Raw genomic sequence first — 23,289 nt, 5'->3', positions numbered from 1 at the left:
TCGATATGGCAATCATTGCACCCTCTATTCTGTCAGCTGATTTTTCCCGGCTTGGAGATGAGATTCGAGCAGCGGAGAAAGCAGGCGCAGACTGGATTCATGTAGACGTTATGGATGGACATTTTGTACCGAACCTTACCTTTGGACCTCCTGTTATTGCAGCGGTTCGCTCAGCAACGAAGCTGCCGTTCGATGTTCATCTGATGATTGAACAGCCTGAGCTGTCGATTCCAGCTTATGCAGCTGCAGGAGCGGATCGAATTACGGTTCATGCTGAAGCTAGTGTGCATTTGCACCGTACGATTCATCAGATCAAGGAGCTTGGTCTGCCAGCTGGGGTGGCGCTTAATCCGGCAACACCGGTAAGCGTACTTGAGCCGATCCTTGGTGATCTGGATCTTGTTCTTATTATGACGGTGAATCCGGGCTTTGGCGGTCAATCGTTCATTAAGCAATCGCTCGAGAAGCTGCGCCAGCTGCGTGCAATGCTGCAGGCTCAAGGACTTGAAGGCGTTCACGTTCAAGTGGATGGAGGCATTAACAGCGAAACGGCGAAGCTTGTTGTGGAAGCTGGCGCTAATGTCCTTGTCGCAGGCAATGCGATATTCGCAGAACAGGACCGCGCGGCAGCTATAGCGGCACTTAGGTAGAGCGATGGAGGAATACGATAACAGTAAGTGGAAAACCGTGCTGTGGATCGCATTATACTCTATTCTGATTGGTACGCTTCTGTCGGTGTTCGTACAGATTGAATCGATTGTTCGTTATGTTTTTTCGTTACTTGCCTTGTATTTAATAATACGATTCTTCAAACGCTTCGAAACGTGGGGACCTCGAATAGCCTTTATCGTATGCTCCCTCTTAGTGTTTTTCTTGGTTGCCATTATTATCGTGGCATATACAGTTATGCAGCAATATCCGCAGGGACTTCCAGCGTCTTAATGATCATGCTGGCAGCATCATGCAATGGAATAGGACGGCCGTGCGCCGCATAGGATGGTTACATGAACGAAGGTTCGTGTTGCCATCTTTTTTTGTGGATAAGACAGTCTATGGTTCGTGGTTCTAGCTTATGCAGCGACTGCTTATCTTTTACCATGTACGGTTCTCGCGGATCTCGTGGCTTCGCAGTTCTGTTAATGGCTGGGTGGAGGAACAAGCTTGAATGAGGGTGAAGAAGTGGCAGTTGAAAAAAATGGTTTACTTTACTGTCGATGAGCGTGTCTGAGGAGGGATGGGCATGAAATTTTACACGATCAAGCTGCCGAAATTTCTGGGCGGATTCGTAAAGGCAATACTGAATACCTTCCAAAAAAATTAGGTCCGATACAGCCGCCTTCGATTGATCGTGGTATGTGCGCAAAAAAAAGCACCTGAGAGTCAGGTGCTTTTTGTCTACCGCATTGGGATGCGATTGATTATACGCGAGTCACTTTGCCGGATTTAAGGGCACGTGCGCTGACATAAACGCGTTTAGGTTTACCATCAACCATGATGCGGACCTTTTGCACGTTTACTCCCCAAGAACGACGGTTTTTGTTATTCGCATGGGAAACGTTATTACCTGTACCAGGACTTTTTCCTGTAAGAAAACATTTGCGGGACATGAGTACACCTCCTTAAGGTTTTGCATGAGCAGTTTGCGAAGCAAAAAATGCTGCTTGGCAAGCTTGTACTTACGTTGTGCCAAAGGCGCAAGTGGAGTACATGGATAGCATAAGCTGTAAATTTTCGCATGAGCAAAACCGCATCGTGGGCAAGAGCTATGGTTTGCATTAGCAAAACCACTTCTAAGACGGATAAAGCCTTAGACAGCCTGCACATAAACATACTTGAACATCGTATCACAATTGTTGTGTATCAGCAACTTAAAAGTAAGGATTCCGGGCAGAAAATGAAGATCAGGGATATGGAAGAACCTGCTGCCGGGTAATGATAAATGTCATGGATTTCATGCGTGCCCTTCTATATAGAAGCTGTTTATAGTACAATGATACATAAGTCCATAATACATACGGTAAAGGAGTGCATTTCATATGCCACTACAGCTAAGCACCGAATTCGGCAAAATATTCGTAACCAATGAGTGCATTGCGGTAATAGCAGGTAATGCGGCCATTGATTGTTATGGACTCGTTGGTATGGCTTCCCGCAAACAGCTGAAAGATGGCATAGCCGAGCTGCTCGGCAGAGAAAACCTGTCAAGAGGCGTCGAAGTTCGCCAAGTAAATGAAAGGCTCCACATCGATCTGCATATTATTGTAAGCTACGGAACGAAAATTTCGGAGGTAGCTCATAATATTCAAACCAAAGTAAAGTATGTGCTTAACGACGTGATCGGTCTTCAAGTGGAACAAGTCCATATATTTGTTCAAGATGTTAGGGTATCTATGTAGCAGGAAGGGGAATTTTCGTTGAGTAAACGCTCCATTAACGGATCTGATTTTACCGCCATGGCACTACTCGGTGCGGAATATTTACAACGAAATGTAGACCGAGTGAATGCATTAAATGTATTTCCTGTGCCAGACGGAGATACGGGGACGAACATGAATCTGACGATTGTTTCCGGAGTTCGTGAGCTGCGAAGCAAGCCGTCTGCCCATTTGGGTAAAGCAGCTGAAGCTCTGTCCAAAGGCTTATTGATGGGAGCGAGAGGGAACTCTGGCGTTATTCTATCACAGCTTTTCCGCGGGTTTTCTAAAGCTCTTGCTCAATCTGAGGAGGCAGGCACCGTGCAGATCGCGGCTGCATTCCAACAGGGCGTTGATATGGCCTACAAAGCCGTTGTGAAGCCCGTAGAGGGAACTATTCTTACGGTAGCCAAGGAGGCTGCGAAGCATGCTGTGCAGTACGCCCGCAGAACGACTGATGTAGTCGAGCTGATGAGCGAGGTTCATGCCAAAGCGCATGAAGCATTGCAGCGAACGCCAGATCTTCTTCCGATATTGAAGCAGGTTGGTGTCGTAGATTCGGGTGGCCAAGGACTTGTGCTGATCTATGAGGGCTTCGTTCGCAGTCTGTCTGAGAGCGGAACTATTCAAGAGACGCTTGCCTTCCATTCGGAAGCAGCTGCGCCAGAGGAAGTGGCTACTGCACAGCCGGTTGTTGAGCCTAGGCTATTATCGCCTTCGTCTGCACAATCGAGGCTTTCTACAGAGGCCATTGAATATTTATATGATATGGAATTCTTTATAAATCGCAAGTTAAGCGGCAAAGCTCCGGCGTTTTTCGATGAATACGCTTTCAAGAAAGCGCTGGAGAAGGATGGAGATTCCATTCTTGTTATTGTTGAAGAGGATATTATTAAAGTTCATGTCCATTCACGTAAGCCAGGGGATGTACTGAACTTGGCTCTCCCGCATGGCGAGCTGACGGACCTGCATATTCTGAATATGCGTGAGCAGCATCGCGACTTGCTTGAGCATGAAGCTGCAGAGCCCTTCGCTCCGGTTGCGGAATACGCATTGTCTGGCGATATTTCATCAGCTGAGCTATTGGCTGGACCAGCCGCACAGGCTGTTCCACCCGGACAAGTATATGAGTGGGCTCCATTCGGTATTATTACAGTGGCACTAGGAGAAGGAATTAGCAATATTTTTCTAGGCAATGAGGTCGATATTGTCCTATCCGGTGGACAAACCATGAATCCGAGCACGGAGGATTTCGTCAAGGCGATTGAATCACTGCCTGCTGAGCATATCTATATCCTGCCGAACAACGGCAACATTATTCTCGCAGCGGAGCAAGCAGCGGAGCTGAGTGAGCGCCATGTTACGGTTATTCCGACGAAGACGATCCCTCAAGGGCTTGCAGCTCTTCTTGCCTTCAAGGAAGAGGAATCAGTGGAACGTAATAGCGCATGGATGAACAATGCAGCCGCGCAAGTATTGTCTGGACAAGTGACTATGGCCGTTCGCAACACCTCCATTGATGGTGTGGATATTCGCGAAGGTGATTATATTGGAATTAAAGAGAAGGCGATCGTCGCATCGGCCCCAGAGCTGCAAAAGACCTGTCAGCTGCTTCTTGCACAGTTGATGGAAGCAGGCGGAGACCTGCTGACTGTATTTGCCGGGGAAGATGCGCTTGATGACGATACAGATGCATTGATAGCCTGGGTGGAAGCTCAATATCCAGATGTAGAGATGGAAGTATTGGAAGGCGGACAGCCGCTCTATCCTTATCTGTTCGGGGTAGAGTAAGCGGAAATCATAGGATGATTGAGGGGTTGATCGTTATGGGTAAAATTCGTATATTAACGGACAGCACAGCAGATATTCCTGCAGAGCTGAGGAAAGAGCTTGGCATTGAGATGGTTCCGCTGAGGGTGCTGTTTGGTGAAGAGACGTTTCTGGATGCAGTTACGATCGACTCTGAACAGTTCTATGAGAAGCTGGCGGCAGCATCTGCGATGCCTACAACTTCACAGCCTACACCATCTGAATTCACAGAAGCCTATGAGCGAATTTTACAAGAGGACCCGGGTGCGACCATTATTTCTCTACATTTGGCATCCATTCTTAGCGGTACCTACCAGTCGGCTGTCATTGGCTCCTCTATGCTGGAGCAAGAGGCGGATATTACAGTCATAGACTCGAAGTCGGCTTCCTATGGCTTCGGTACGCGTGTAGTAACGGCAGCTAGAATGGCACTAGCAGGAGAATCGAAGGAAGCGATATTGGCGGAGATTGAACGATTAGAGAACGAGACGGGCCTATATTTCTTGGTCGATACGCTGGAGTTCTTGCAAAAAGGCGGCCGTATTGGCAAAGCCTCGGCTCTGATTGGTTCTATCCTCAACATTAAGCCGATCCTCTCCTTGGAGAAGGAAGGCTCCGTTTATTCTGTAGATAAAGTTCGCGGTACCAAGAAAGCGATGCAGCGCATCGCGGATCTGCTGGAGCAGAGGTATGGCAATGATCCGGTAGCGATTACGATTGCATGGACGCATGGCAATGAAACGGCCATGGAGCTGTACGAGCTTATCAAGAGCAGATTCAATGTTCAATCGGTTGATTATACGACAATCGGCGCTGTTATCGGGACGCATGTAGGTCCTGGCACATCCGCTGTGTTCATGTATAGAGTGTGAGGTAGATTATTATGACGCTGGAGCAAATTTCTGTCCGGCAAATCAAAGGCGTGAGCGCTCCTAAGGAACAAGAGCTTCACGCCTTTGGCGTTCAGACCGTCGCTGATTTGCTGGATTATTTTCCGTTTCGTTATGAGGATTATCGAATTCGTGAGCTGTCGGATGTGAAGGATGGCGAGAAGGTTACGGTGCAGGGGACGATTCGCGGCCTCCCCGTGCTGCAGCATTACGGGAAAAGCAAGTCGCGGCTAACCTGCAAGGTCGAGATCGAGCATCTGCTCGTTACAGCGGTATGGTTCAATCGTCATTTTCTCAAGGATCAGCTGTCACTAGGGCGAGAGATCGTGCTGACTGGCAAATGGGAGCAGGGACGGCTTCAACTGACAGTGTCTGATTCGGAATTTCCGGATGGAGCTGGCGCAGCGAAGTCAGGTACGCTGCAGCCTGTCTACTCTGTAGGCGGGGGCATCACACAGCCATGGATGCGCAAAACAATTCGTCAGGCCCTTACGCAGTATGGCGGTATGATCGAAGAGGTGCTGCCGCATGTACTGGTTGAGCGTCATCGCCTTATGCCGCGCCGGGACGCGGTCAACCGTATTCATCTGCCCGGAGATATCCGTGAAGGGCAGGAGGCTAGGCGGCGAATGGTGTATGAGGAGCTATTCCTCTTCCAGCTTAAGCTGCAGGCTTATCGCGCTCTCAATCGCAAGCGTGGCGATGGTCTGATCCATCAGGTTAATGGGGAAACCATCCGTCAATTCGCGGCGACGCTGCCATTCGAGCTGACGGATGGTCAGAAGAAGGTCGTTAATGAAATAATGGGCGATATGCGGCAGCCAGCTGCGATGAATCGGCTCCTGCAGGGTGATGTAGGCTCTGGTAAAACGGTCGTCGCGGCTATTGCGCTCTATTGTGCAGTGAAGGCCGGTCATCAGGGTGCGCTCATGGTGCCTACTGAAATATTGGCGGAGCAGCATATCCGGTCACTTCAGAAGCTGTTCGGGGATACCGGCATTGAGGTCGGTCTTCTGACGGGCAGCGTGAGTGAGAGAAAGCGGCGGGACCTGCTGGCTGGTCTGCAAATGGGGATGATCGATATTCTGGTAGGCACGCATGCGCTTATCCAGGATGATGTATTCTTCCGTAGTCTGGGACTTGTCGTAACGGATGAGCAGCATCGCTTCGGGGTGAATCAGCGCAGTATTCTCCGCCGCAAGGGAATGAATCCGGATGTGCTGACGATGACTGCAACGCCAATCCCGCGAACGCTTGCCATTACAGCATTCGGAGACATGGATGTGTCGACGATCCGGGAGCGTCCGCATGGAAGGAAGCCGATCAAGACCTACTGGGTGAAGCATGAGCTTATGGAGCGTGTGCTCGGGTTCATCCGCCGGGAAGTGAGTGAAGGGCGTCAAGCCTACATCATTTGTCCGCTTATTGAAGAATCGGAGAAGATCGATGTGCAGAATGCTATTGATCTGTATGTTCAGATGCAGCAAGCATTCCCTGATCTGAAGATTGGGCTGCTGCACGGGCGTCTATCCTCCTCAGAGAAGGATGAGGTAATGCGTGATTTCGGCGCGAATGAAACGCATGTGCTTGTGGCGACAACGGTCGTAGAGGTAGGTGTAGACGTACCGAATGCGACGTTAATGATTATAATGGATGCGGAGCGCTTCGGCCTGTCGCAGCTGCATCAGCTGCGCGGACGGGTCGGACGGGGCGCGCATCAATCGTTCTGTGTGCTCGTCGCCGATCCGAAGTCGGAGACCGGCCGTGAGCGAATGAAGGTTATGGCAGAGACAGATGATGGGTTCGAGGTGTCACGGCGCGATCTGGAGCTGCGGGGGCCGGGAGATTTCTTCGGCACGAAGCAGAGCGGGCTGCCGGAGTTCCGGATTGCCGATATGGCTGCCGACTATGAGGTGCTGGAAACCGCCCGCGACGATGCGGCTGACCTCACGGCGGAGCCTGATTTCTGGAGCAGCCCATCCTATGCCCGGGTGAGGGCTGTCCTTCAAAAAGATCAAATTTTTCAAGGGGAACAGCTAGACTAAGCAACATCTTCGCAACTCCGGCATATAGTTTAACGATGATAATGTTGGAATGCCGGATGGAGGTGTCTTAGCTAGTGAGTTACCAAAAGTACGGCATTCGGCCGCAATTGGTCGAACGCGTGAAGATCAAATTAAAAAATCCGGTCGTGAAGGACCGGATCCGTCTGCTGCTCGGGAATGTCACGAAATATGATCTGCAGGACCGTGTGAAGGTGAAGAAGCTTGTGAAATCTGCCGCTGTTATTCTACAGGAGCAGCTAACAGATACGCAGGAGGAACAGATCATTGCCTTTATTGTGGGACAAAAAATAGATCCCAACAATACGTTCCATTTACTTAAGCTCTGGGGCATGTTCCGCTGACCTTTATTGGTCAGCCTTTTTTTTGTCTGAATGCGCTTCTGTGGTGCTTCCATAATAGCTTAGGCTAGAAGCCTAGGGACGACCATCGCTTATTGATTTGGAATTTGGATGTATGATTAGTCGGGGGTTAAAGGACTGGGAGGCTCTTAAGTGACGACAATGTGGTGTGAAAGAGGAGTTAAAGGCCTGAGAGGCCTTTAACTAAGCAAGTGGTCGTAAATTAACAGGTTCACGCGCCGCTCAACTATATTGGATAGCTCGGTATGAGCATTACCACAAGCCAAGCTGTTCTTCTGGCACAATGGGCTCGATGCAGCTTGGCTCATCATGGCGGACATTGCCGACCTCCGGCGCAACGGCATACGCTTCAAGCTCTGATGCAGCATAGGGACGAAGCAGATGCTCCACAGCATGCGGGTCTTGAATGCTGCGATCCAGCCATAGCGGCTCATCATCGCGGCGGAGAATGACGGGCATCCGATCATGAATAGGTTCCATCAGCTCATTGGGCGTTGTCGTTAGAATGGTGCAGCTGTTGATTCTCGTACCATCCGGAGCTATCCAAGTCTCGTACAGTCCAGCCATGCTGAAGAGGGATCGGTTATTGAGCACGATACGCATCGGCTGCTTGCCGCTGTCGCTCTTCTTCCATTCATAGAAGCCGTCTGCTGGAATGAGGCAGCGCTTGCGGCGCAGCGGAGCTTGGAATGCTGGCTTGGAGGCTGCTGTCTCTGAGCGGGCATTCAGCATTCGGTAGCCTGCCTTCGGACTGTCTGACCAAGGAGGGATGAGTCCCCACTGGAGCTCGCCAAGCCGGTTCTCAGTGCCGTCATTGATAATGGACATGACCTGCTGACCAGGTGCTACATTATATTTGGGCCGATGGTAGGGCACCTTCGTATCGCCAATTAGGTAGCGTATCATCAATTCTTCTAAGGACACCGTAATCGTATATCTCCCGCACATGGCAGTCCCACCTTTCTCGCTGCCTCTTAGGTGCAGCCGTGGTATTCATTAGTCTTATTATGCATGAACTAGGGGGCGGCGAGCAAATACTGGATTCATAAAAGTATGGGTAGGAAGGAGGGCGAGTGCGCTTGGAGCGAAATAGAAGGTCTCGCGGAGATGGAGCTATCGAGTGGCTGAGAAGGCTCATTCAGATGCCAGGCGCAGCGCTCTCCTATGCGATTGGCAAGTGGCATGGGTTGACTGATTCGCAGAAGATGGCTGCCGAGGCCTTGCCTTTGAAGCTGCACTCCGAGGCTGCCGCTGAGCTCATGGCTGCGTGGTCCATGCTGGAAAAGCAGGCGAAGAAGGGTAAGGCAGATACACAAGAGCTTGTGAAGGGGACATGGGGCGAAGGCTCGATGAAGCCTATGGTTGGTAGTGCTAAGACCAAGGATGTGACTGAGCATGAAGTTGAGGCGGCGCTGCCACTAGGAGAATCGACAGCCGGAGCAGAAGAGTGTATTAACGGTGGGATGCTTCTAGGCAGTGGGCTTAGCTCCGCAGCAGCGGGCTGGAGCGGAATTGAGCTTGCAATTGTCGAAGAGATTCGCGCGCAGACAGCAAGGCTCAATCGCAATAATGTCACTCGCACGGAGGCCTATCGGCTCGTCTATACTCGCCGAGAGGAGCTGCATTGGGCGATGCTCGCTCATCTTGTATCACGGAATGGCGGCTGGAATATGACCGATCTGCAGGGGGAGTGGCTGCCGCATTTGCTGTCTGGCGACAAGCGTGAGGTCGTATTTCAATTTCTAGAGCGTGCTAATTCGCTAATTTTTCAAGATGCCTATCCACAGCTTCTGCTCTATGAAGCGAGCCTCAGAGAAGGGCGTCCTTTGTTTCATTTGCTGCCGGCCTTCGGCGTATCACGGTTCATGCTGCCCGTGTGGCAGCAGTTCTGGCTGCGTCGTGATTCTGTGCCTCTAACGATAGCATTGATTGTGAATGAACAGCATTATATTGAACGAAGGATTGTGAAAAATAAGTTTTTCAGCGAAAAGGTGCTGCATACGTTGTTCTTCGGTATGCAATCGCTGCTGCAGCTCAATGCAGTTGTGTTTCCCTATGGAAACAATGATCATCAGGAGCTTCGGCTTGCTGGGCTTGTACTGGAGCGCTTCGAGAGCTTGCCTGAGCGGATTGAGTTCGGCAAGCGGCTGTACGCGGTGGTGTTCGGGGTCCCGCGTATTCGCGAGGGTGCGCTCGCCTTCGCCAGCATGGTGCGTCATAGCGGGTCTCGAGCGGATTATGCACCGCAGCTGTTCGCGCGTATCCGGCGTGAGCTGCCGAAGGCGATATACAAGGAAAGGCTTAGTGGTGGACAGCTATCGCCAGGGGCAGCGCCGCTCTATAGTCCTGAGCTTGGCGCGGCATGGCCAGATCGCGAGGTCACGCCGCCTGAGCCTGGAGACTGGTATCATAAGGCGGCCGATATCGCTTCGTACTTCCGGAAGCTGCCGCTTCCGCATTCTTTTGAAATGACGAATGAGTACGGCCTGCTGCTCAACAAGATTGAGCTTGCGGTATTGGCAGCCCAGCAGCTTAAGCGTGAGGAATAAAGGGGATTGACCAAGCCTGCTGGACGGGAGTATACTTTTCCAATATTTAATAGATATGGGGGAGTATACATGACAATCATTAATTCTATCGAAGCTAGACTGCAAGAGCTTGATATTGAATTGCCACAGGCAAGTGATCCTGCTGCGAAGTATGCTAATTATGTGATCGCGGGAGGGCTGATGTTCGTATCCGGGAAAGCCCCCGCGGGCGGGCCTAAAGGGAAGCTGGGCAGTGAGTATACGACGGAGCAGGGCTATCAATATGCACGTGAAGCGGGGCTAGAGGTGCTAGCAGTCGTGAAGGAAGCGTTAGGCTCGCTCGATAAAGTGATCAGAGTGGTTAAGCTTCAAGGGTTCGTCAATGCAACGGCTGCATTCGAGGAGCATCATATCGTGCTCAATGGCTGCTCCGATCTGATGCTGGAGGTATTCGGCGACGATAAGGGCGTGCATGCACGCTCCGTATTCGGCGCTATGTCTGTGAGAAACAATCTGCCGATTATTATAGATTCGGTATTTCAGGTTGAGGAATAGGCTAGGCAAACAAACAAAGGGCCGGGACGCCCTCCGTTACGGTGATGCATGCCCCGGCCTGACGTTCGTAAGCGGCTCTGAACCAACCACAGTCCATACCGTTCTCTGCGTCATTGTCGCGCAGCCTTACAACAATGTAAGGCGGTTGTCATCTAGATCAATGGTATTAACCTAGTTGCCCTGTAATAATTCGTAAATAGGATTATTTATTAGGGGGAGTTAGTGTGAGGCTTTTTGAAATGCTGCTATTCTTTTCAAGTACTTGTTTGTTGGCGATCCTGTTCATTTTCAATCAACGTATCCGAAAATTAGCTTTGCTCCTGACAAGCGGTGCGGGCTCCATTATAGTAGTGATACATTTGCTTGTCGAAGGTTATAGGGTTCAGCTTTTATTTTTATACGGATTGACGATCCTGATATTTATGCTTTCGCTTATAGACGTTGCCATAACGCCGAAAGCCGTTCGGACTGTCTCAAAAATCCGTAGGGTGCTGGGACGAATTTGTATCGTGATTGGGCTAATCGCAACGGCGTTCTTCCTCTATGTGTTTCCCGTATTCGACCTTCCGGCGCCAACCGGCGAGTTGAAAGTAGGCACGCAAGTCTTTCATTTCGTCGATCCAAGCCGGGAGGAGACATTCGGCCAAACCCCGACAGGCAAGAGGGAATTGATGGTTCAAGTATGGTACCCGGCTCAAGCTGGCACCGGCAAGCACGCTCCCCTTATCCCGGACACCCGGATTATACGTCATATGGCGGCGAACTATGGCCTTCCCGGGTTTACTTTTCAACACCTGAATTACGTATCCGGTCATGCGTATTCGGGGGCCGAGGTCTCTTCGGCACAGACTTCATACCCGCTGATCCTTGCGAATCCCGGCAACGGCTCTTCCAGGTTCCTCCACACGTCGCAAGCCGAAAATCTCGCGAGTCACGGATATATCGTGGCAGTGATCGACCACACCTACAATACATTTGCAACCGAGTTTCCGGACGGTCGAATTACAACCAGCACAACCAACGACTTATTCTCGCCCGACCATGACTACCGGACGGAAAGCGGAAACCGCGATAAGTTGGGAGAAGTTTTAACCGGTGATGTGGCGTTTACGCTGGATCAATTCGAGCTCATTCAATCGGGGCAGATTCCAAGTCATCTAAAAGGGAGGATTGATCTCGGTCATGTCGGGGTGTTTGGTCATTCCATCGGCGGAGCGACGGCCTATGACGCTTCTTATGATCCACGAATTTCGGTTGGAATAGACTTGGATGGAGGGCTTTATCGACTGCGTGACAGAGAGGCTCTGCAAAAGCCGTTTTTGTTCATCAACTCGGAAAGCTATTTTGAAAAACTAAAAATGGTGATGGATAAACGTGTCTACACGGATGCAGAGCTTAACCGTATGGGATCAACAAGAGAGTGGGAGGATCAAGTAACGGAAGATAAAAAGCTGGAGCTTGAACGGATGCGCGAAACGGTCGACGAAGGAGGACAAGTCCTCTATATCGAAAATACGGAGCATTTGAATTTTGCCGATGTACAGTTCATTTCTCCGATATTCAAAATGTTGGGCATTACAGGAAAGATTTCGCCCGATAGAGCGAACTCTGTTATCAATGCCTATATGCTTGATTTCTTCGATATATATCTCAAAAATCAAGGCGGGAGCTTAATGAAAGGACCGGATAGCCGCTTTCCGGAGGCGAAGCTCGTAACCTCGCTATTATAATTAAAGAACAGGTTGCCGCAACATCGGCAGCCTGTTCTCTTGTCACAGTTGAACGATCGTGTGTACGGCAAATAGCGAACCTAGCAGAATGAGCCCTTCAGCATCTGGCTATCCAAGCCATAATCCCTCCTTACTATTGCATTGCAAATTACTTGTGCTATAAAGCAGATGCTATATTGCAATGCAAGGTAGCGAATCTGTATGGTTTATTGAACAGTTTGCTCAAACTTGTTTCAGTAGTGGTTTTGGGGGTCGGTGAAAATGAATCCGTCTATGCATCACGAAGAAAGTAACATCTTGAACAACTTATGGAAAAGGGGGTACTATGGAGATAGAGCTATAACTAGGAAGGGGCGTGGAGGAGAATGAGTTTATATGATGCTTCGCTAGTTTTGAAAGCGGTTTCTGACCGCATGATCCCGAAGGATGATTGGCCGTCAGCGACAGATGGGGGAGTACTTACCTATTTGGAGCGTTATAAAGTTCAGGATGTCGCTACATGGACGAATGTAATAGAGACTGGTCTTCAAGCCTTGCACGCGGAAGCATTAGCTCTACATGAGCAGCCATTCTGGGAGCTATCGGCTCATGAGCAAGATAAACTATTGCATGACGCAGAGCTCGATTCCTTCCGGAATTGGCTTGTTTCCTCCAAACGTTTCTTTGACACGCTACTCAGTCTAGTTGTCGAAGGCTACTATGGAAGCCCAGAAGCAGGCGGCAATGCAGATGGGGAATCATGGGAGATGATCGGCTTTCGTCCTGGCTCCATACCTGCAGCGGATGCACCGTCCACTGAAGTGGATTTGCCGCAACAATCGCTTGAGCAGCTGCGAGACCGATACGATGCTATCGTAATAGGAGCGGGTGCTGGAGGTTCGGTAGCGGCGGCGGTATTGGCTGAAGCCGGACTACAGGTACTTGTTGTGGAGCGTGGCAGCTGGCTTCGTTACAGTGAGGTTGGCAGAGATCATTTGCGTAATCATCGATTTAGCAAATACGGGCACAACACGGGACCGGAGCTGGAGGGCAACCCTCGCACCATTCTATTCGCAGGCGGGAATGAGAGAATCACATCGCCTTTTGAAGGGGATTATCACAATAATGCGATGACATTAGGTGGAGGAACGCGGATCTATGGGGCACAGGCATGGCGGTTCCATCCGGATGACTTCCGTATGGCCAGTCGTTATGGAATACCGGATGGGAGTTCACTCAGTGACTGGCCGATTCGGTATGAGGATCTTGAGCCCTATTACACTCGTGCAGAGTGGGAGGTCGGCGTATCAGGGGATGGCAATGCCCACACTGGACGGGGGAAGCGTGAGCAGCCTTATCCAATGCCAGCCTTGCCGCTTACGCTGGAGGCAGAACGCTTAGCTCACGCAGCCAAGAAGCTAGGATGGGAAGCAGGGCCAGTGCCGCTCCTCATTAACTCCGTTGAGAGGGATGGGCGGCCGGCTTGTATTAGATGCGGCCAATGTGTCGGCTTCGCCTGCCCGACCAATAGCAAGAATGGCGGGCATAATACGATGTTGGTAAGAGCTATGGCTACCGGCAATTGTGATCTGATCTGCGATACGATGGTGGAGCACATCGATACCGAAGGAGGAAGGCATGCCACCGGGGTTCGACTTGTACAGCAATTGGAGGGATCCATCGAGCGACGACAAGTGCGGGCTGGGCATATCGTTGTTGCTGCAGGGGCTATCGAAAGCGCGCGACTGCTTCTCAACTCTGCAAGTGATTCGGAGCCGGATGGAATAGGCAATCGGCATGGGCAAGTTGGGAGAAATCTGCAAGGCCATGTCTATGCCGGGGCATACGGTCTATTTGACGAACCGGTTCAAGATAATCTTGGCCCTGGTGTGAGTATCGCCACCTTCCGCTTCGACCATAGTAACGAAGGCGGGATTATTGGTGGAGGGCTGCTTGCTAACGAGTTCACACGGCTGCCGCTCATTCATTGGTATCGAGCACTTGCGCCGGATGCGCCGCGATGGGGGAGCAAAGGCAAGGAAACGATGCGCGAGAGCTACTTGCGTACTAGCCAGATTCAAGGTCCCATTCAAGAGATCCCGAGTGCCGAGTCCAGAGTTCGTCTATCGAAGTCGGTTAAGGATCGGTTTGGCTTATCTGTAGCAAGCCTTTCTGGGAGCGTTCATCCCGAGTCTCTTCGAGCTGCGGCTATGCTGGGAGAGCAGGCGGAGAAGTGGCTGTGGGCCGCTGGTGCGCGTGAAGTGTGGCGTACTTCGCCAGGTGGTGGGCTAAGCGCGGGGCAGCATCAGGCGGGTACACTGCGCATGGGGAATGATCCTGTGACATCTGTCACTGATCCATTAGGTCGTGTCCATGGGTACGACAATCTCTGGGTTTGCGACGGCTCTGTACACGTGACCAATGGCGGCGTTAACCCCGTGTTGACTATTTCTTGCATTAGCTTTTCGCACCGCAGATAACCTAGTGAAACAAGGCTAGCAGAATGGGTAGAAACATGGTTTGCATGTCCGTATTGCGGAGCACCCTGCAAGGCCTATGATGAGGAGAAAAAATTATTCCAGAAAAGGAGCGAGGCAAATGAGTGGATCTATCCAAGCAGTAACCGACTGTTTTATTTGCAAAAAGCATCGAGGTGAAATCAAAGTTCACGGTGGAGCCATATATGAAGATGAACTCCTTTATGTAGGCCATATTTCCTCGAATGACCACAGCACATATTTAGGATATTTAATTATTGATGTGAAACGGCACATCCCTGGGCTGGCTGAGTTGACTGTTCAGGAGGCTCAGTCGGTAGGTTTAATGCTTTCCCGTGTAAGTAAGGCACTTAAAGAGTGCGAAGGGGCAGAACATATTTATTCCGTTGTGCTTGGAGATCATGTGCCTCATTTCCACATTCATATTATTCCCCGTTACCGGGACACGCCACCTTCTTACTGGGGTATACATGTCCGGGAATGGGAAGATGCCCCGCGGGGAGGGCAAGATCTCATCGAGCAGGTGTGCCAACGGATCAGCAGTTTCTTGAAGGAAGACCGCGAGGCGAGGTCGACGTATTGGGATAGATAAACTCGAGCAGCACGTTAGCGGAAGCACTGCTTAAGGATTCGATAAGAACGAAGATTAAAAATACTTGTAATTTTTTTCAAAAAATAGTTGCAATAGCATTCTATATGTCATACGATGAAATTAGTTGCAATAACATCCTATTTAAGGAGCGAGTAAACTGAGTGAACAATGGAAACTTGCTGACAAGAATGAAACCGAATCTCACGGGCAATACATCTCTGCCATCTATCGTCACATGCAAATCTTAATCTCTGCTGAGCTGGCACCCTATCGGATCGGGAGCGGGCAGTATATTTTCCTAATGGCGATAGCATTTCATCAGCCAATTACGCAAAAAGCCTTAAGCGAGAATCTTCTCATTGACAAGACGACTACCGCCAAGGCAATCGCTAAGCTTGAAGCGGAAGGATATGTGAGAAGGGAGGTTGATCCCACCGATAACCGCTACCAGCAGCTTTATTTGACAGAATCGGCACGGGATGTTGTACCGAAAGTGCAGGAGGGGTTGGATCGGGTCAAGATTAGAACCAGGAAGGGTATTGCTGACGAGGAATATGATCTGTTAATAAGCCTGTTGAAGATCGTGCTTCGCAATCTAAGCAGGCAGGATGAAATGCCGGATTGATTTGGTGATTGGAGGAATTAGTTGGCTTCCGAACGGCTTACATTATCAAAGGATGACCATATGAACCTTAGGAGGATGTAAAGGATGATAGCGTATCCGTTTATCGTTGTTGATAACTGTAAAGACGAAATTAAGTATTATCAAAGCGTTTTTGGCGGTGAGATTGTCATTCTACGCAAGCAAGGGGAAGAGGTGCTGAATGCGGACCTGAATGTGGACAATGCAGTCCTTAAGTTTGCTGATACCCAAGCGGCGAAGCCTGCACTGAAGGGTGATTATGTGAGAGTTTTTCTGAAAATCGAGAAGGAGGAAGTATTCCGAAAGATTTACGGTGAATTTTCAGCCAGCGGGACAATAAATACGGAAATGTACGAAGCTCCGTTTAACGGTCTACTAGCCATCGTTACTGACCGGAATGGCGTGTGCTGGGTGTTGTCCTTTTATCGGAACTGATGCGCTACCGTTTCCACAAATGTAATCTGTAGGATAGCAGTGTTCGTGTGCCATTGATTTTGTCAGGCTCCTACATGAAGGAGGATAAGCGTGGTACAGAGGATGAACGGCCAGCTCGGCGATCAGGAGCACTGAAAGACGGAGCTGCTCATGTAACTTGCTGTGGCATGGTGCAAAGGACTTTTTTACGATAAAGGCGGCTTAAGGCGTTGGAATAAAGCTTCCGAGTGAATGCAAAAGCACCCTCGGTATGATTTTTACAGTCGCTATGAGGGTGCTTTTTGCATAGATTATGGGTTCACAGGAAAGTGTTTCTTCTTAGGGTTCCGAATACTGTAGGGCTAGACAACCTCAGCCGCTGGAGTCAAGCTAGCCGCCGGTCCAAAGAATTCATAATGGATGTCCGCTTGAGGAGCACCAAGCTCCAGCAGAAGACGATTGACCGTCTGCATGAACGGAATCGGGCCGCAGAAATAATATTCGGCAGCTGGATGAGAGGTGATGCTCTGCAGCCATGGCAGATCGATGTACCCTTCCTTATCGAACGCCTTTTTCTCCCGATCTGCCTCTGTCGGCTGCTGGTAGCAGGAGTAAGCTTCTACTTGCGGATGGCTGCTCGCAAGTCTCGCTACATGCTCGCGGAAGGCGTGTGTTGTGCTATTCACCGCCGAGTGGATGAAGGTCACCTGGCGCTGAGGATAACGCTCGACCAGTGTGTTCAGCATGCTCAGCATGGGCGTAATGCCAACGCCGCCGCTAAGCAATACGACTGGCCGCTTATCCTGTACATTCAAGGTGAAATCCCCTGCGGGAGCAGAAAGCTCGACGATGCTGCCTTCATTAAGCTCTTGATGCAAGTAGGTGGAAATAATCCCATCGGGCTTCGTATTAGTAGCCGTCTCCTGCTTCACGGAAATACGGTAATAGGGCTTGCCTGACGAGTCGGACAGACTGTACTGGCGAATTTGCGTATACGATTGCCCCTCCGGCTGAAGCTTGACACTGACATACTGTCCAGGCTGGAAGTCGGCAATTGCACCTCCATCCTCGGCAGCCAGATAGAAGGATGTGATGACCTCGCTCTCTTCTACCTTGCGGATGATACGGAATCGGCGGAACCCTTCCCAGCCGCCAGTCTGTTCGGTGGCTTCCTTGTACATATCCGCCTCCACTCCGATGAACGCATCGGCAATGACGCCGTAGGCTTCGGCCCATGCGCCCAGAATTTCCTCCGTCGCTGCGTCGATCAGCACATCCTTGATTGCGCCTAATAAATAGTTGCCGACGATTGGGTAATGCTCAGGCAGAATGCCCAGACTGCGATGCTTATGGGCAATTTGCTTGACGGCCGGCAGAATCGCCGCCAGATTGTCGATGTGAACGGCTGCCGCATAGACAGCGTTGGCGAGCGCAGTCTGCTGTCTGCCCTGCTTCTGATTGGCATGGTTGAAAATATTCAGGAGCTCCGGGTGGTCGGCGAACAACGTCTCGTAGAAACGCCGAGTAATGGTTACGCCATGAACCTCAAGCACGGGTACAGTTGACTTAATAATTTGAATGGTTTGCGGATTTAACATTAGAATCCCTCCAATTGATTGACCAGATAAGCTCAGTATAGAGTGTTCCCTAATAATTCCTTGTGATTTCAGTCACAGTAAAGCGCAACTTTGTGTGACTCAGGCAGATATTATACAAGTCTCTACTTCTGATCATTTGGGAGATTTACAGTATTTTATTCAGATGATAAAGTGAAAATTAGAATGTGAATGAGTGAGTATCATAAAAGGGGATTGCGATGTGGGGGGGGACGTTCAATGCTCTAGGAGCTGACCGTCCCGCTAGATGTCGATCGAACGGACATAGGGAGCTGGCGTAAGACGCTTGCGCTACATCGACCGATCAGATCCGGTTTTGACCGTTCTTTTGAACAGGGTGAGGGTATGTCCGAATTTTTGTTCCAAAAAAGCAGCCGCCGAGAGTGTGAATAGCAGGCCGAACAAGGCGCCGCAGACGGATACGGGAATAACCCAGAACAGCGGAGGCTGCGTGAAGAATGGAATAAGCGACACAGCAAGAATCGGCGGGGCATTCCATTTGAAGATATTGATCAGCCAAATGACAAGCAGCAGGGTGAGCAGCAGTGACAGCACTCCTGAGCTCCAGTATACGAACAGGGAACCGACTGTTGAAGCAACAACTGCGCCGATGGCGATTTTGCTGAATGCGCTTCGCTCGTACGGACGGGAAATGAACAGCAGGCTGAAGGCGCCAAGCGTAGGGAAGAACAAAGTGTGCATATGCGGGATATGTATGGATATCCAGTAGACGAACACAATATATAAACAGATTGCACAGGTTTTGATGCTCATGGGTGATACAGCCTCTTTTCTGCGTTCTATCAGCTTGGGTGGAACCTTACTGACCATGTAATATTCTAACCTTGAAAAGAGAGAATCGTCAATATAGTCATTATTGAATTACAGAATATGATGAGCGATAGAGTAGGAATGAGGAGGTGGCGAATGCTGCTGCACAAGGGAGAGGTTCTATTCCATCAAGGGGATAGCGGCGGGCTATTTTATCTAAAAAGCGGTCTGCTCAAAATCGTTCGCGTACATGAAGACGGACATTCAATACTCGTCAACATCATTATACCAGATGAAATGATTCCGCATCATTCGCTCATTTCACCAATTCCTTATCATGGATCTGCGATTGCGCTGGTAACCTGTGAGGTAGAGCGGCTGTCCGCGTCTGAATGGTATGCCGAGCTGGAGCGAAATCCGCGGAAGGGTCTGGAGATCGCCCGCCTGCTGCAAACGAAGCTGAGATTAATGCAGCAGCGCATCGATCAGTTGACACAAGTAACACCAGCTGCCAAGCTGGACAAGCTCCAGCAGTGGTTCGCTGCCTACATCGCACCATCCGCGCTAACCGATGTGCTGACCCAAGATGAGATTGGTCAGCTCATTGGTCTGCGGCGTGAGACGGTCAACCGCTTGCTGCGCGGGAGCAAGGAGGGAGCGTGAGCGGTAGTGAAAATCATGAGTTACGCTTGTATGAGAAGATGCGGTGAAGCATCAATGGATGGCATGAATGGGTAAAAAGTTCTGTATACAACATAGAGTCACATCGGAATGATTCTGATGTGACTCTTCAACATTTAGAAAAACTGATCCGAAAGCTGCTCAATCGTATCACCAACGGCGAATGGATTGCGAAGTGAATTTTCTGGTTTCTTTGTTCCAGTCAGCAATAACATATTTCATAATAGCTCCGCTCCTTAAACTAGTGAAATCTTCAAGGCAGCAAAGTTATTCCTATAAACAATGGATTACTGGAATGATAGCATGGGCCTAGTATCTTTTAAAGCAGAGGCTATCGCTTTGCTGCGAATAAGTGTGCAACCGCAGACGCATTAAACCCTTTAACAATAAGCCATACTGCTAAAATCATCTCGTTCGCCGCTACAGTAAGCGACAATAGAGCGCCCCAGACGGAAAGCTGAGGAAATACGCCGAACATTTCGAACAACGCCGCGATGAAAACGAGAGCCGCCCCCGTCATGCCCAAGATGGGGATAAAACGCGGTACGAGCTTGGAGTGATAGAAGATATAACTGTACATCATCGTATTGATCCCCAGCATGAAGTTAGGTCCAAGCATGAATGTCCAGTCGTGAACGGCATGCAATACAGTGCCCGAAGCTTGGAACAAGGCCATGTCTGGGGCGCCTGCCGCCACATACTCCTGGCTCAAGGTTAACAGGGACAGCACGCTGATGATGCCGACGGTAATGATAACAGCTTCCAAAAACCGAAAGCAAACATGGCCGAGTGCGATGCTTTCATTGTACCTGCGCAAGTATGGAAACAGCGTAATGGATGTTCCAATCGCCGAAACGACAAGAATCAATTCCATCAGCGCTCCCAGGATCACCCGGTTGGCGTGCGCAGCACCACTAACTAAATAATCGGGATCATTGAGGATCGGGTCATACAGGATAAGCCCACTGATCGACGAAACCGCGGCAAGGATAAATAGCACGCCTATGACTTTTCCAGCAAATTTGTCTGATTTCATGTTTAACCTCCATCTTCTTCTTTACTGACCTGTTTCCCATAGAAAAACACTTCTTCCAAATGCAAGCTGAAGGCATGAGCGATGCGAAAAGCTAGCTCCAACGAAGGGGAGTAGTTGCCCTTTTCCAGCGCCACGATGGTTTGCCGGGTTACGCCCACCTTGTCAGCCAATTGCTGCTGGGTCATTTCGTCATGGTTGAATCGTAATTTGCGAATGTGATTGCCGACAAGATTTTTGCCCATCTTAGACTCCTCTCCGATAGTGATACAGCTTGGTCACAGAACTGCTGACATCAGAAATGAATCCCGAGACAATCAAGATGACAAACATCACCTGTACCGGCTGTTCGATGACCAGCGATCCCATGGCGAGAAGAAAGCCGAGAATAAATACGAAGAAACCGTTCCGATTCGCCTTTAATTCGATGTGTCTATCCAGTTCATCCGCGAACGTCGGTTCCTTCTCCCCGGTTGTGATTCGAAAAACGATGTTGAAAATGATGCTGATGACGATATGAGCGAAGATGGAAACCAAAGTCAGGACGAGGACGAAGGAGCCCCAATAGCGAAAGATTTCCGTCGACCCAAGTCCTTCCTCCGGATACTGCACGTACTTGTACGCGCTAAATGAAACGAAAATGAGGATAGCGCTGATGATGGATACAATGCTCTTCTTTTCTTGATAGGTCATGCCGTACACCTCCTGTTGGATGAATTCCCCAAGTTAAGTTTTATATACTAAATGTATGCAAAAACATTCATGATGTCAAGTTTATTTTACATCATTGAGCGAAATGATTCCCAAATAGGCGATGTTCCGGCCAATCTGCACTCTAAGTTGTTATCAAGCAGCATATTCTACAATGCTACTGAAATGAATAAGAGAGCCCATAGGCTCTCCTTCGTACTCATTAGGTATATGTTTAATACTACTCTTCTTATCATTTACTAGGACAACTTTCTTTTGGTGATAAATCCATAAACCACTGGAAAAGTAGTGGCTAGTCTGTTTTTGAAGCTCCCATGAATTCCCTGGCTCTTTCGCACCTCATATTCTGTGGGAATTTAATTTAAACTAACGGATTTAGAATAGGTCAATATTGGAATTGTACATTTTCAGCAATAGTATAGAGTGCGCGGATTAAACCGGTTTAAAGTATGCTGCATCTGAGGGGAACTCGGACAAATTAGAACACAATACAAATCTTCCCGAAATACGAGCCGTTGGCCAAATACTGAAGAGCTTGCACGGCTTGCGAGAATGGAAATACGCTATCGACGATTGGACGCATACGATTATGTGTAATAGCGGCATTCATATGCTCAAACATTGTACGACTTCCGACGTTAATTGCCTGCAGTCTTGCCTTTCTGATGATAGCTGGGATAATGGCTAATTCCTCCACGCTGGCTCCTGATAGAATACCGACCATACTGATTTGTCCACCCACCTTTAATGCAGCAAGCGAACGGTTAAGGGTAGCACCACCTCCCAGATCGACGATGTGATCAGCCCCGCGCCCTTCGGTGTAATCTAAAATGGCCTGATCCCAATCCGTCGTGTGCCTGTAATTGATGCCGAAGTCTCCGCCAAGCGTTTTTGCTCGTTCGAGCTTCTGGTCACTACTGGAAGTTACGATAACCCGGGCACCCTGAAGCTTGGCGAATTGAAGGGCAAACAAGGAAACACCACCCGTGCCTTGAACGACCACGGTATCTCCTGCTTTTACTTTGCCTTCTTCTACGATGGCATGCCATGCTGTTACGCCGGCGCAAGGAAGGGTTGCGGCCTCGGCATCGGTCAGATGCTCGGGAACACGAACCAGCCCTTCCTCAGGCAGCACGACGTATTCCGCAAGCAAACCGTCAAGAGGGCTGCCCAGAGTAGTGACCCAGTTGTCTTGTGTCGCTTCTCCCGTTGTCCAGCTCTGCGTAAAAATCCCGCTCACTCTTTCTCCTAGTCGAAACTTTGTCGCTTCTTCTCCTAAGGAGACAACTTCACCCACTCCGTCGGAAACAGGAACAAGAGGCGTATTCAAATTCGGATTATAGAACCCATCAATAACCCCAAGATCCCGCGAATTAAGCGACACGGCTTTCATTCGAATAAGCACTTCTTTCCGAGCAGGGCTCGGAATCGCACGATTGACTTCTACAATATGATCAAGACCAAAGCCACCTTGAATAACATATGCTTTCATAATTTATCTCTCCTTATTGAGGAATAGACATATCATAATGCATGATTTAATATCTAGTAAGACGGCACTTTTAGGTGGTTTACGAACCCAAAGGTGCGTAAGGAGGACGGATAAATATGAAAGCCACGGATATTTCCTTGTCGATTTGCAGTTATTCGCATGTGCTTGAAATTATTTCGAATAAGTGGACGGCATTGGTTATTTACGCCCTGGAGGATGGTACGATAAGGTACGGAGAGATCAAAGCGAGGATAGAAGGCATATCGCAAAAAATGCTGACGCAAACCTTGAAACAGCTTGAAAGGGATGGATTAGTCAGTCGAAAATTGACTCCGGCAGTTCCGCCGATCGTAGAATATACGTTAACATCAGTGGGAGAATCGTTGATTCCTCATCTAAGGATGTTAAAAGAATGGGCTAGGATATACTATCCCGAGGTCAAGACAGCTAGAGAAGAATATGACATTAGAGAATATGGAGATGTCGTATTGAATAACTCTTGAACGAC

Annotated in this window: 26 protein-coding genes; 18 read left to right on the top strand and 8 right to left on the bottom strand. The window is 49.5% G+C overall.

Annotated elements, in window-relative coordinates; all coding sequences use genetic code 11:
- The first annotated feature begins 5 nt into the window (after positions 1 to 5).
- From rpe to spoVM, 3 genes are all read left to right on the top strand, one after another.
- A complete protein-coding gene (gene rpe, locus AC6ESP_RS23070; protein ID WP_497099090.1) occupies positions 6 to 650 on the top strand; it encodes a ribulose-phosphate 3-epimerase in 645 nt (214 codons plus the stop codon).
- A gap of 4 nt (positions 651 to 654) precedes the next feature.
- Entirely contained in the window at positions 655 to 942 is a 288-nt protein-coding gene (locus AC6ESP_RS23065; protein ID WP_497099089.1) for a hypothetical protein, read from the top strand.
- Positions 943 to 1,240: 298 nt separating this feature from the next.
- Positions 1,241 to 1,321 carry a stage V sporulation protein SpoVM gene (gene spoVM / locus AC6ESP_RS23060; RefSeq protein ID WP_010345573.1) on the top strand — a complete coding sequence of 27 codons (81 nt, stop codon included), beginning with the start codon at positions 1,241 to 1,243 and terminating at the stop codon, positions 1,319 to 1,321.
- Positions 1,322 to 1,418: 97 nt separating this feature from the next.
- Here spoVM and rpmB read toward each other — a convergent pair whose 3' ends face one another.
- A complete protein-coding gene (gene rpmB / locus AC6ESP_RS23055) occupies positions 1,419 to 1,607 on the bottom strand; it encodes a 50S ribosomal protein L28 (RefSeq protein WP_497099087.1) in 189 nt (62 codons plus the stop codon).
- A gap of 128 nt (positions 1,608 to 1,735) precedes the next feature.
- On the opposite strand from rpmB, the gene AC6ESP_RS23050 reads away from it, so the two are divergent.
- The 6 genes from AC6ESP_RS23050 to AC6ESP_RS23025 all read left to right on the top strand — a co-directional run bounded on the left by AC6ESP_RS23050 (position 1,736) and on the right by AC6ESP_RS23025 (position 7,520).
- A complete protein-coding gene (locus tag AC6ESP_RS23050; protein WP_497099086.1) occupies positions 1,736 to 1,933 on the top strand; it encodes a hypothetical protein in 198 nt (65 codons plus the stop codon).
- Between the two features lie 103 nt (positions 1,934 to 2,036).
- Positions 2,037 to 2,396, top strand: coding sequence for an Asp23/Gls24 family envelope stress response protein (locus tag AC6ESP_RS23045; RefSeq protein WP_497099085.1), 360 nt, complete (start codon positions 2,037 to 2,039; stop codon positions 2,394 to 2,396).
- Positions 2,397 to 2,414: 18 nt separating this feature from the next.
- Positions 2,415 to 4,205, top strand: a complete 1,791-nt coding sequence (locus AC6ESP_RS23040; protein WP_497099084.1) for a DAK2 domain-containing protein — start codon at positions 2,415 to 2,417, stop codon at positions 4,203 to 4,205.
- Positions 4,206 to 4,240: 35 nt separating this feature from the next.
- Positions 4,241 to 5,095: a DegV family protein gene (locus AC6ESP_RS23035; RefSeq protein ID WP_497099083.1), complete on the top strand. Its 855-nt coding sequence runs from the start codon at positions 4,241 to 4,243 to the stop codon at positions 5,093 to 5,095.
- Positions 5,096 to 5,106: 11 nt separating this feature from the next.
- A complete protein-coding gene (recG, locus tag AC6ESP_RS23030) occupies positions 5,107 to 7,158 on the top strand; it encodes an ATP-dependent DNA helicase RecG (RefSeq protein ID WP_497099082.1) in 2,052 nt (683 codons plus the stop codon).
- Positions 7,159 to 7,232: 74 nt separating this feature from the next.
- Positions 7,233 to 7,520: a stage VI sporulation protein F gene (locus tag AC6ESP_RS23025; RefSeq protein WP_497099081.1), complete on the top strand. Its 288-nt coding sequence runs from the start codon at positions 7,233 to 7,235 to the stop codon at positions 7,518 to 7,520.
- 270 nt (positions 7,521 to 7,790) lie between these two features.
- Here the strand turns inward: AC6ESP_RS23025 and AC6ESP_RS23020 are convergent, their stop codons facing one another.
- The gene (locus AC6ESP_RS23020; RefSeq protein WP_497099080.1) at positions 7,791 to 8,486 is read right to left on the bottom strand and encodes an SOS response-associated peptidase; all 696 of its coding nucleotides are present in this window, start codon (positions 8,484 to 8,486) and stop codon (positions 7,791 to 7,793) included.
- Between the two features lie 131 nt (positions 8,487 to 8,617).
- On the opposite strand from AC6ESP_RS23020, the gene AC6ESP_RS23015 reads away from it, so the two are divergent.
- The 7 genes from AC6ESP_RS23015 to AC6ESP_RS22985 all read left to right on the top strand — a co-directional run bounded on the left by AC6ESP_RS23015 (position 8,618) and on the right by AC6ESP_RS22985 (position 16,498).
- On the top strand, positions 8,618 to 10,087 hold the full coding sequence (locus AC6ESP_RS23015) for a DUF2515 domain-containing protein (RefSeq protein ID WP_497099079.1): 1,470 nt from the start codon (positions 8,618 to 8,620) through the stop codon (positions 10,085 to 10,087).
- A gap of 69 nt (positions 10,088 to 10,156) precedes the next feature.
- Complete coding sequence (locus AC6ESP_RS23010) at positions 10,157 to 10,621, top strand: RidA family protein (protein WP_497099078.1); 465 nt, start codon at positions 10,157 to 10,159, stop codon at positions 10,619 to 10,621.
- 224 nt (positions 10,622 to 10,845) lie between these two features.
- Positions 10,846 to 12,351 (top strand): alpha/beta hydrolase family protein, encoded by a 1,506-nt coding sequence (locus tag AC6ESP_RS23005; RefSeq protein WP_497099077.1) that lies wholly within the window; start codon positions 10,846 to 10,848, stop codon positions 12,349 to 12,351.
- 365 nt (positions 12,352 to 12,716) lie between these two features.
- On the top strand, positions 12,717 to 14,810 hold the full coding sequence (locus AC6ESP_RS23000) for a GMC family oxidoreductase (protein ID WP_497099076.1): 2,094 nt from the start codon (positions 12,717 to 12,719) through the stop codon (positions 14,808 to 14,810).
- A 118-nt stretch (positions 14,811 to 14,928) separates the two neighbouring features.
- Positions 14,929 to 15,420 (top strand): HIT family protein, encoded by a 492-nt coding sequence (locus AC6ESP_RS22995; protein ID WP_497099075.1) that lies wholly within the window; start codon positions 14,929 to 14,931, stop codon positions 15,418 to 15,420.
- Between the two features lie 235 nt (positions 15,421 to 15,655).
- Positions 15,656 to 16,045, top strand: coding sequence for a MarR family winged helix-turn-helix transcriptional regulator (locus AC6ESP_RS22990; RefSeq protein WP_497099074.1), 390 nt, complete (start codon positions 15,656 to 15,658; stop codon positions 16,043 to 16,045).
- Between the two features lie 84 nt (positions 16,046 to 16,129).
- On the top strand, positions 16,130 to 16,498 hold the full coding sequence (locus AC6ESP_RS22985; RefSeq protein ID WP_497099073.1) for a VOC family protein: 369 nt from the start codon (positions 16,130 to 16,132) through the stop codon (positions 16,496 to 16,498).
- Positions 16,499 to 16,839: 341 nt separating this feature from the next.
- Here the strand turns inward: AC6ESP_RS22985 and hmpA are convergent, their stop codons facing one another.
- Both hmpA and AC6ESP_RS22975 read right to left on the bottom strand, forming a co-directional pair.
- Positions 16,840 to 18,075 (bottom strand): NO-inducible flavohemoprotein, encoded by a 1,236-nt coding sequence (hmpA, locus tag AC6ESP_RS22980; RefSeq protein WP_497099072.1) that lies wholly within the window; start codon positions 18,073 to 18,075, stop codon positions 16,840 to 16,842.
- Between the two features lie 309 nt (positions 18,076 to 18,384).
- A complete protein-coding gene (locus AC6ESP_RS22975; protein ID WP_497099071.1) occupies positions 18,385 to 18,867 on the bottom strand; it encodes a hypothetical protein in 483 nt (160 codons plus the stop codon).
- 153 nt (positions 18,868 to 19,020) lie between these two features.
- Between AC6ESP_RS22975 and AC6ESP_RS22970 the strand changes: the two genes are divergently transcribed.
- Positions 19,021 to 19,527 (top strand): Crp/Fnr family transcriptional regulator, encoded by a 507-nt coding sequence (locus tag AC6ESP_RS22970; protein ID WP_497099070.1) that lies wholly within the window; start codon positions 19,021 to 19,023, stop codon positions 19,525 to 19,527.
- 349 nt (positions 19,528 to 19,876) lie between these two features.
- Here the strand turns inward: AC6ESP_RS22970 and AC6ESP_RS22965 are convergent, their stop codons facing one another.
- The 4 genes from AC6ESP_RS22965 to AC6ESP_RS22950 form a co-directional block, all read right to left on the bottom strand.
- Entirely contained in the window at positions 19,877 to 20,581 is a 705-nt protein-coding gene (locus AC6ESP_RS22965; protein ID WP_497099069.1) for a DUF4386 domain-containing protein, read from the bottom strand.
- 2 nt (positions 20,582 to 20,583) lie between these two features.
- Positions 20,584 to 20,823 carry a helix-turn-helix transcriptional regulator gene (locus tag AC6ESP_RS22960; protein ID WP_497099068.1) on the bottom strand — a complete coding sequence of 80 codons (240 nt, stop codon included), beginning with the start codon at positions 20,821 to 20,823 and terminating at the stop codon, positions 20,584 to 20,586.
- Position 20,824: 1 nt separating this feature from the next.
- On the bottom strand, positions 20,825 to 21,271 hold the full coding sequence (locus AC6ESP_RS22955) for a hypothetical protein (RefSeq protein WP_497099067.1): 447 nt from the start codon (positions 21,269 to 21,271) through the stop codon (positions 20,825 to 20,827).
- 496 nt (positions 21,272 to 21,767) lie between these two features.
- Positions 21,768 to 22,781 carry a zinc-dependent alcohol dehydrogenase family protein gene (locus tag AC6ESP_RS22950; RefSeq protein ID WP_497099066.1) on the bottom strand — a complete coding sequence of 338 codons (1,014 nt, stop codon included), beginning with the start codon at positions 22,779 to 22,781 and terminating at the stop codon, positions 21,768 to 21,770.
- Between the two features lie 116 nt (positions 22,782 to 22,897).
- Between AC6ESP_RS22950 and AC6ESP_RS22945 the strand changes: the two genes are divergently transcribed.
- A complete protein-coding gene (locus tag AC6ESP_RS22945; RefSeq protein WP_497099065.1) occupies positions 22,898 to 23,284 on the top strand; it encodes a winged helix-turn-helix transcriptional regulator in 387 nt (128 codons plus the stop codon).
- Positions 23,285 to 23,289 lie beyond the last annotated feature (5 nt).

The organism is Paenibacillus xinjiangensis, assembly GCF_059686975.1.
The sequence above is the reverse complement of the archived record's forward strand: the minus strand, read 5'-3'. Positions and strand labels throughout refer to the sequence as shown.

What these genes read in the sequence shown, in the direction of transcription:
- AC6ESP_RS22985 (WP_497099073.1), top strand. Translation starts at nt 16,130, where the DNA reads ATGATAGCGTATCCGTTTATCGTTGTTGATAACTGTAAAGACGAAATT.
- AC6ESP_RS22945 (WP_497099065.1), top strand. Translation starts at nt 22,898, where the DNA reads ATGAAAGCCACGGATATTTCCTTGTCGATTTGCAGTTATTCGCATGTG.
- AC6ESP_RS22990 (WP_497099074.1), top strand. Translation starts at nt 15,656, where the DNA reads ATGCAAATCTTAATCTCTGCTGAGCTGGCACCCTATCGGATCGGGAGC.
- recG (WP_497099082.1), top strand. Translation starts at nt 5,107, where the DNA reads ATGACGCTGGAGCAAATTTCTGTCCGGCAAATCAAAGGCGTGAGCGCT.
- hmpA (WP_497099072.1), bottom strand. Translation starts at nt 18,075, where the DNA reads ATGTTAAATCCGCAAACCATTCAAATTATTAAGTCAACTGTACCCGTG.
- AC6ESP_RS22955 (WP_497099067.1), bottom strand. Translation starts at nt 21,271, where the DNA reads ATGACCTATCAAGAAAAGAAGAGCATTGTATCCATCATCAGCGCTATC.
- AC6ESP_RS22975 (WP_497099071.1), bottom strand. Translation starts at nt 18,867, where the DNA reads ATGAGCATCAAAACCTGTGCAATCTGTTTATATATTGTGTTCGTCTAC.
- AC6ESP_RS23050 (WP_497099086.1), top strand. Translation starts at nt 1,736, where the DNA reads ATGAGCAAAACCGCATCGTGGGCAAGAGCTATGGTTTGCATTAGCAAA.
- AC6ESP_RS23020 (WP_497099080.1), bottom strand. Translation starts at nt 8,486, where the DNA reads ATGTGCGGGAGATATACGATTACGGTGTCCTTAGAAGAATTGATGATA.
- AC6ESP_RS23045 (WP_497099085.1), top strand. Translation starts at nt 2,037, where the DNA reads ATGCCACTACAGCTAAGCACCGAATTCGGCAAAATATTCGTAACCAAT.
- AC6ESP_RS23000 (WP_497099076.1), top strand. Translation starts at nt 12,717, where the DNA reads ATGAGTTTATATGATGCTTCGCTAGTTTTGAAAGCGGTTTCTGACCGC.
- AC6ESP_RS22970 (WP_497099070.1), top strand. Translation starts at nt 19,021, where the DNA reads ATGCTGCTGCACAAGGGAGAGGTTCTATTCCATCAAGGGGATAGCGGC.
- AC6ESP_RS23010 (WP_497099078.1), top strand. Translation starts at nt 10,157, where the DNA reads ATGACAATCATTAATTCTATCGAAGCTAGACTGCAAGAGCTTGATATT.
- AC6ESP_RS23065 (WP_497099089.1), top strand. Translation starts at nt 655, where the DNA reads ATGGAGGAATACGATAACAGTAAGTGGAAAACCGTGCTGTGGATCGCA.
- AC6ESP_RS23035 (WP_497099083.1), top strand. Translation starts at nt 4,241, where the DNA reads ATGGGTAAAATTCGTATATTAACGGACAGCACAGCAGATATTCCTGCA.
- rpmB (WP_497099087.1), bottom strand. Translation starts at nt 1,607, where the DNA reads ATGTCCCGCAAATGTTTTCTTACAGGAAAAAGTCCTGGTACAGGTAAT.
- AC6ESP_RS22950 (WP_497099066.1), bottom strand. Translation starts at nt 22,781, where the DNA reads ATGAAAGCATATGTTATTCAAGGTGGCTTTGGTCTTGATCATATTGTA.
- rpe (WP_497099090.1), top strand. Translation starts at nt 6, where the DNA reads ATGGCAATCATTGCACCCTCTATTCTGTCAGCTGATTTTTCCCGGCTT.
- AC6ESP_RS22960 (WP_497099068.1), bottom strand. Translation starts at nt 20,823, where the DNA reads ATGGGCAAAAATCTTGTCGGCAATCACATTCGCAAATTACGATTCAAC.
- spoVM (WP_010345573.1), top strand. Translation starts at nt 1,241, where the DNA reads ATGAAATTTTACACGATCAAGCTGCCGAAATTTCTGGGCGGATTCGTA.
- AC6ESP_RS22965 (WP_497099069.1), bottom strand. Translation starts at nt 20,581, where the DNA reads ATGAAATCAGACAAATTTGCTGGAAAAGTCATAGGCGTGCTATTTATC.
- AC6ESP_RS22995 (WP_497099075.1), top strand. Translation starts at nt 14,929, where the DNA reads ATGAGTGGATCTATCCAAGCAGTAACCGACTGTTTTATTTGCAAAAAG.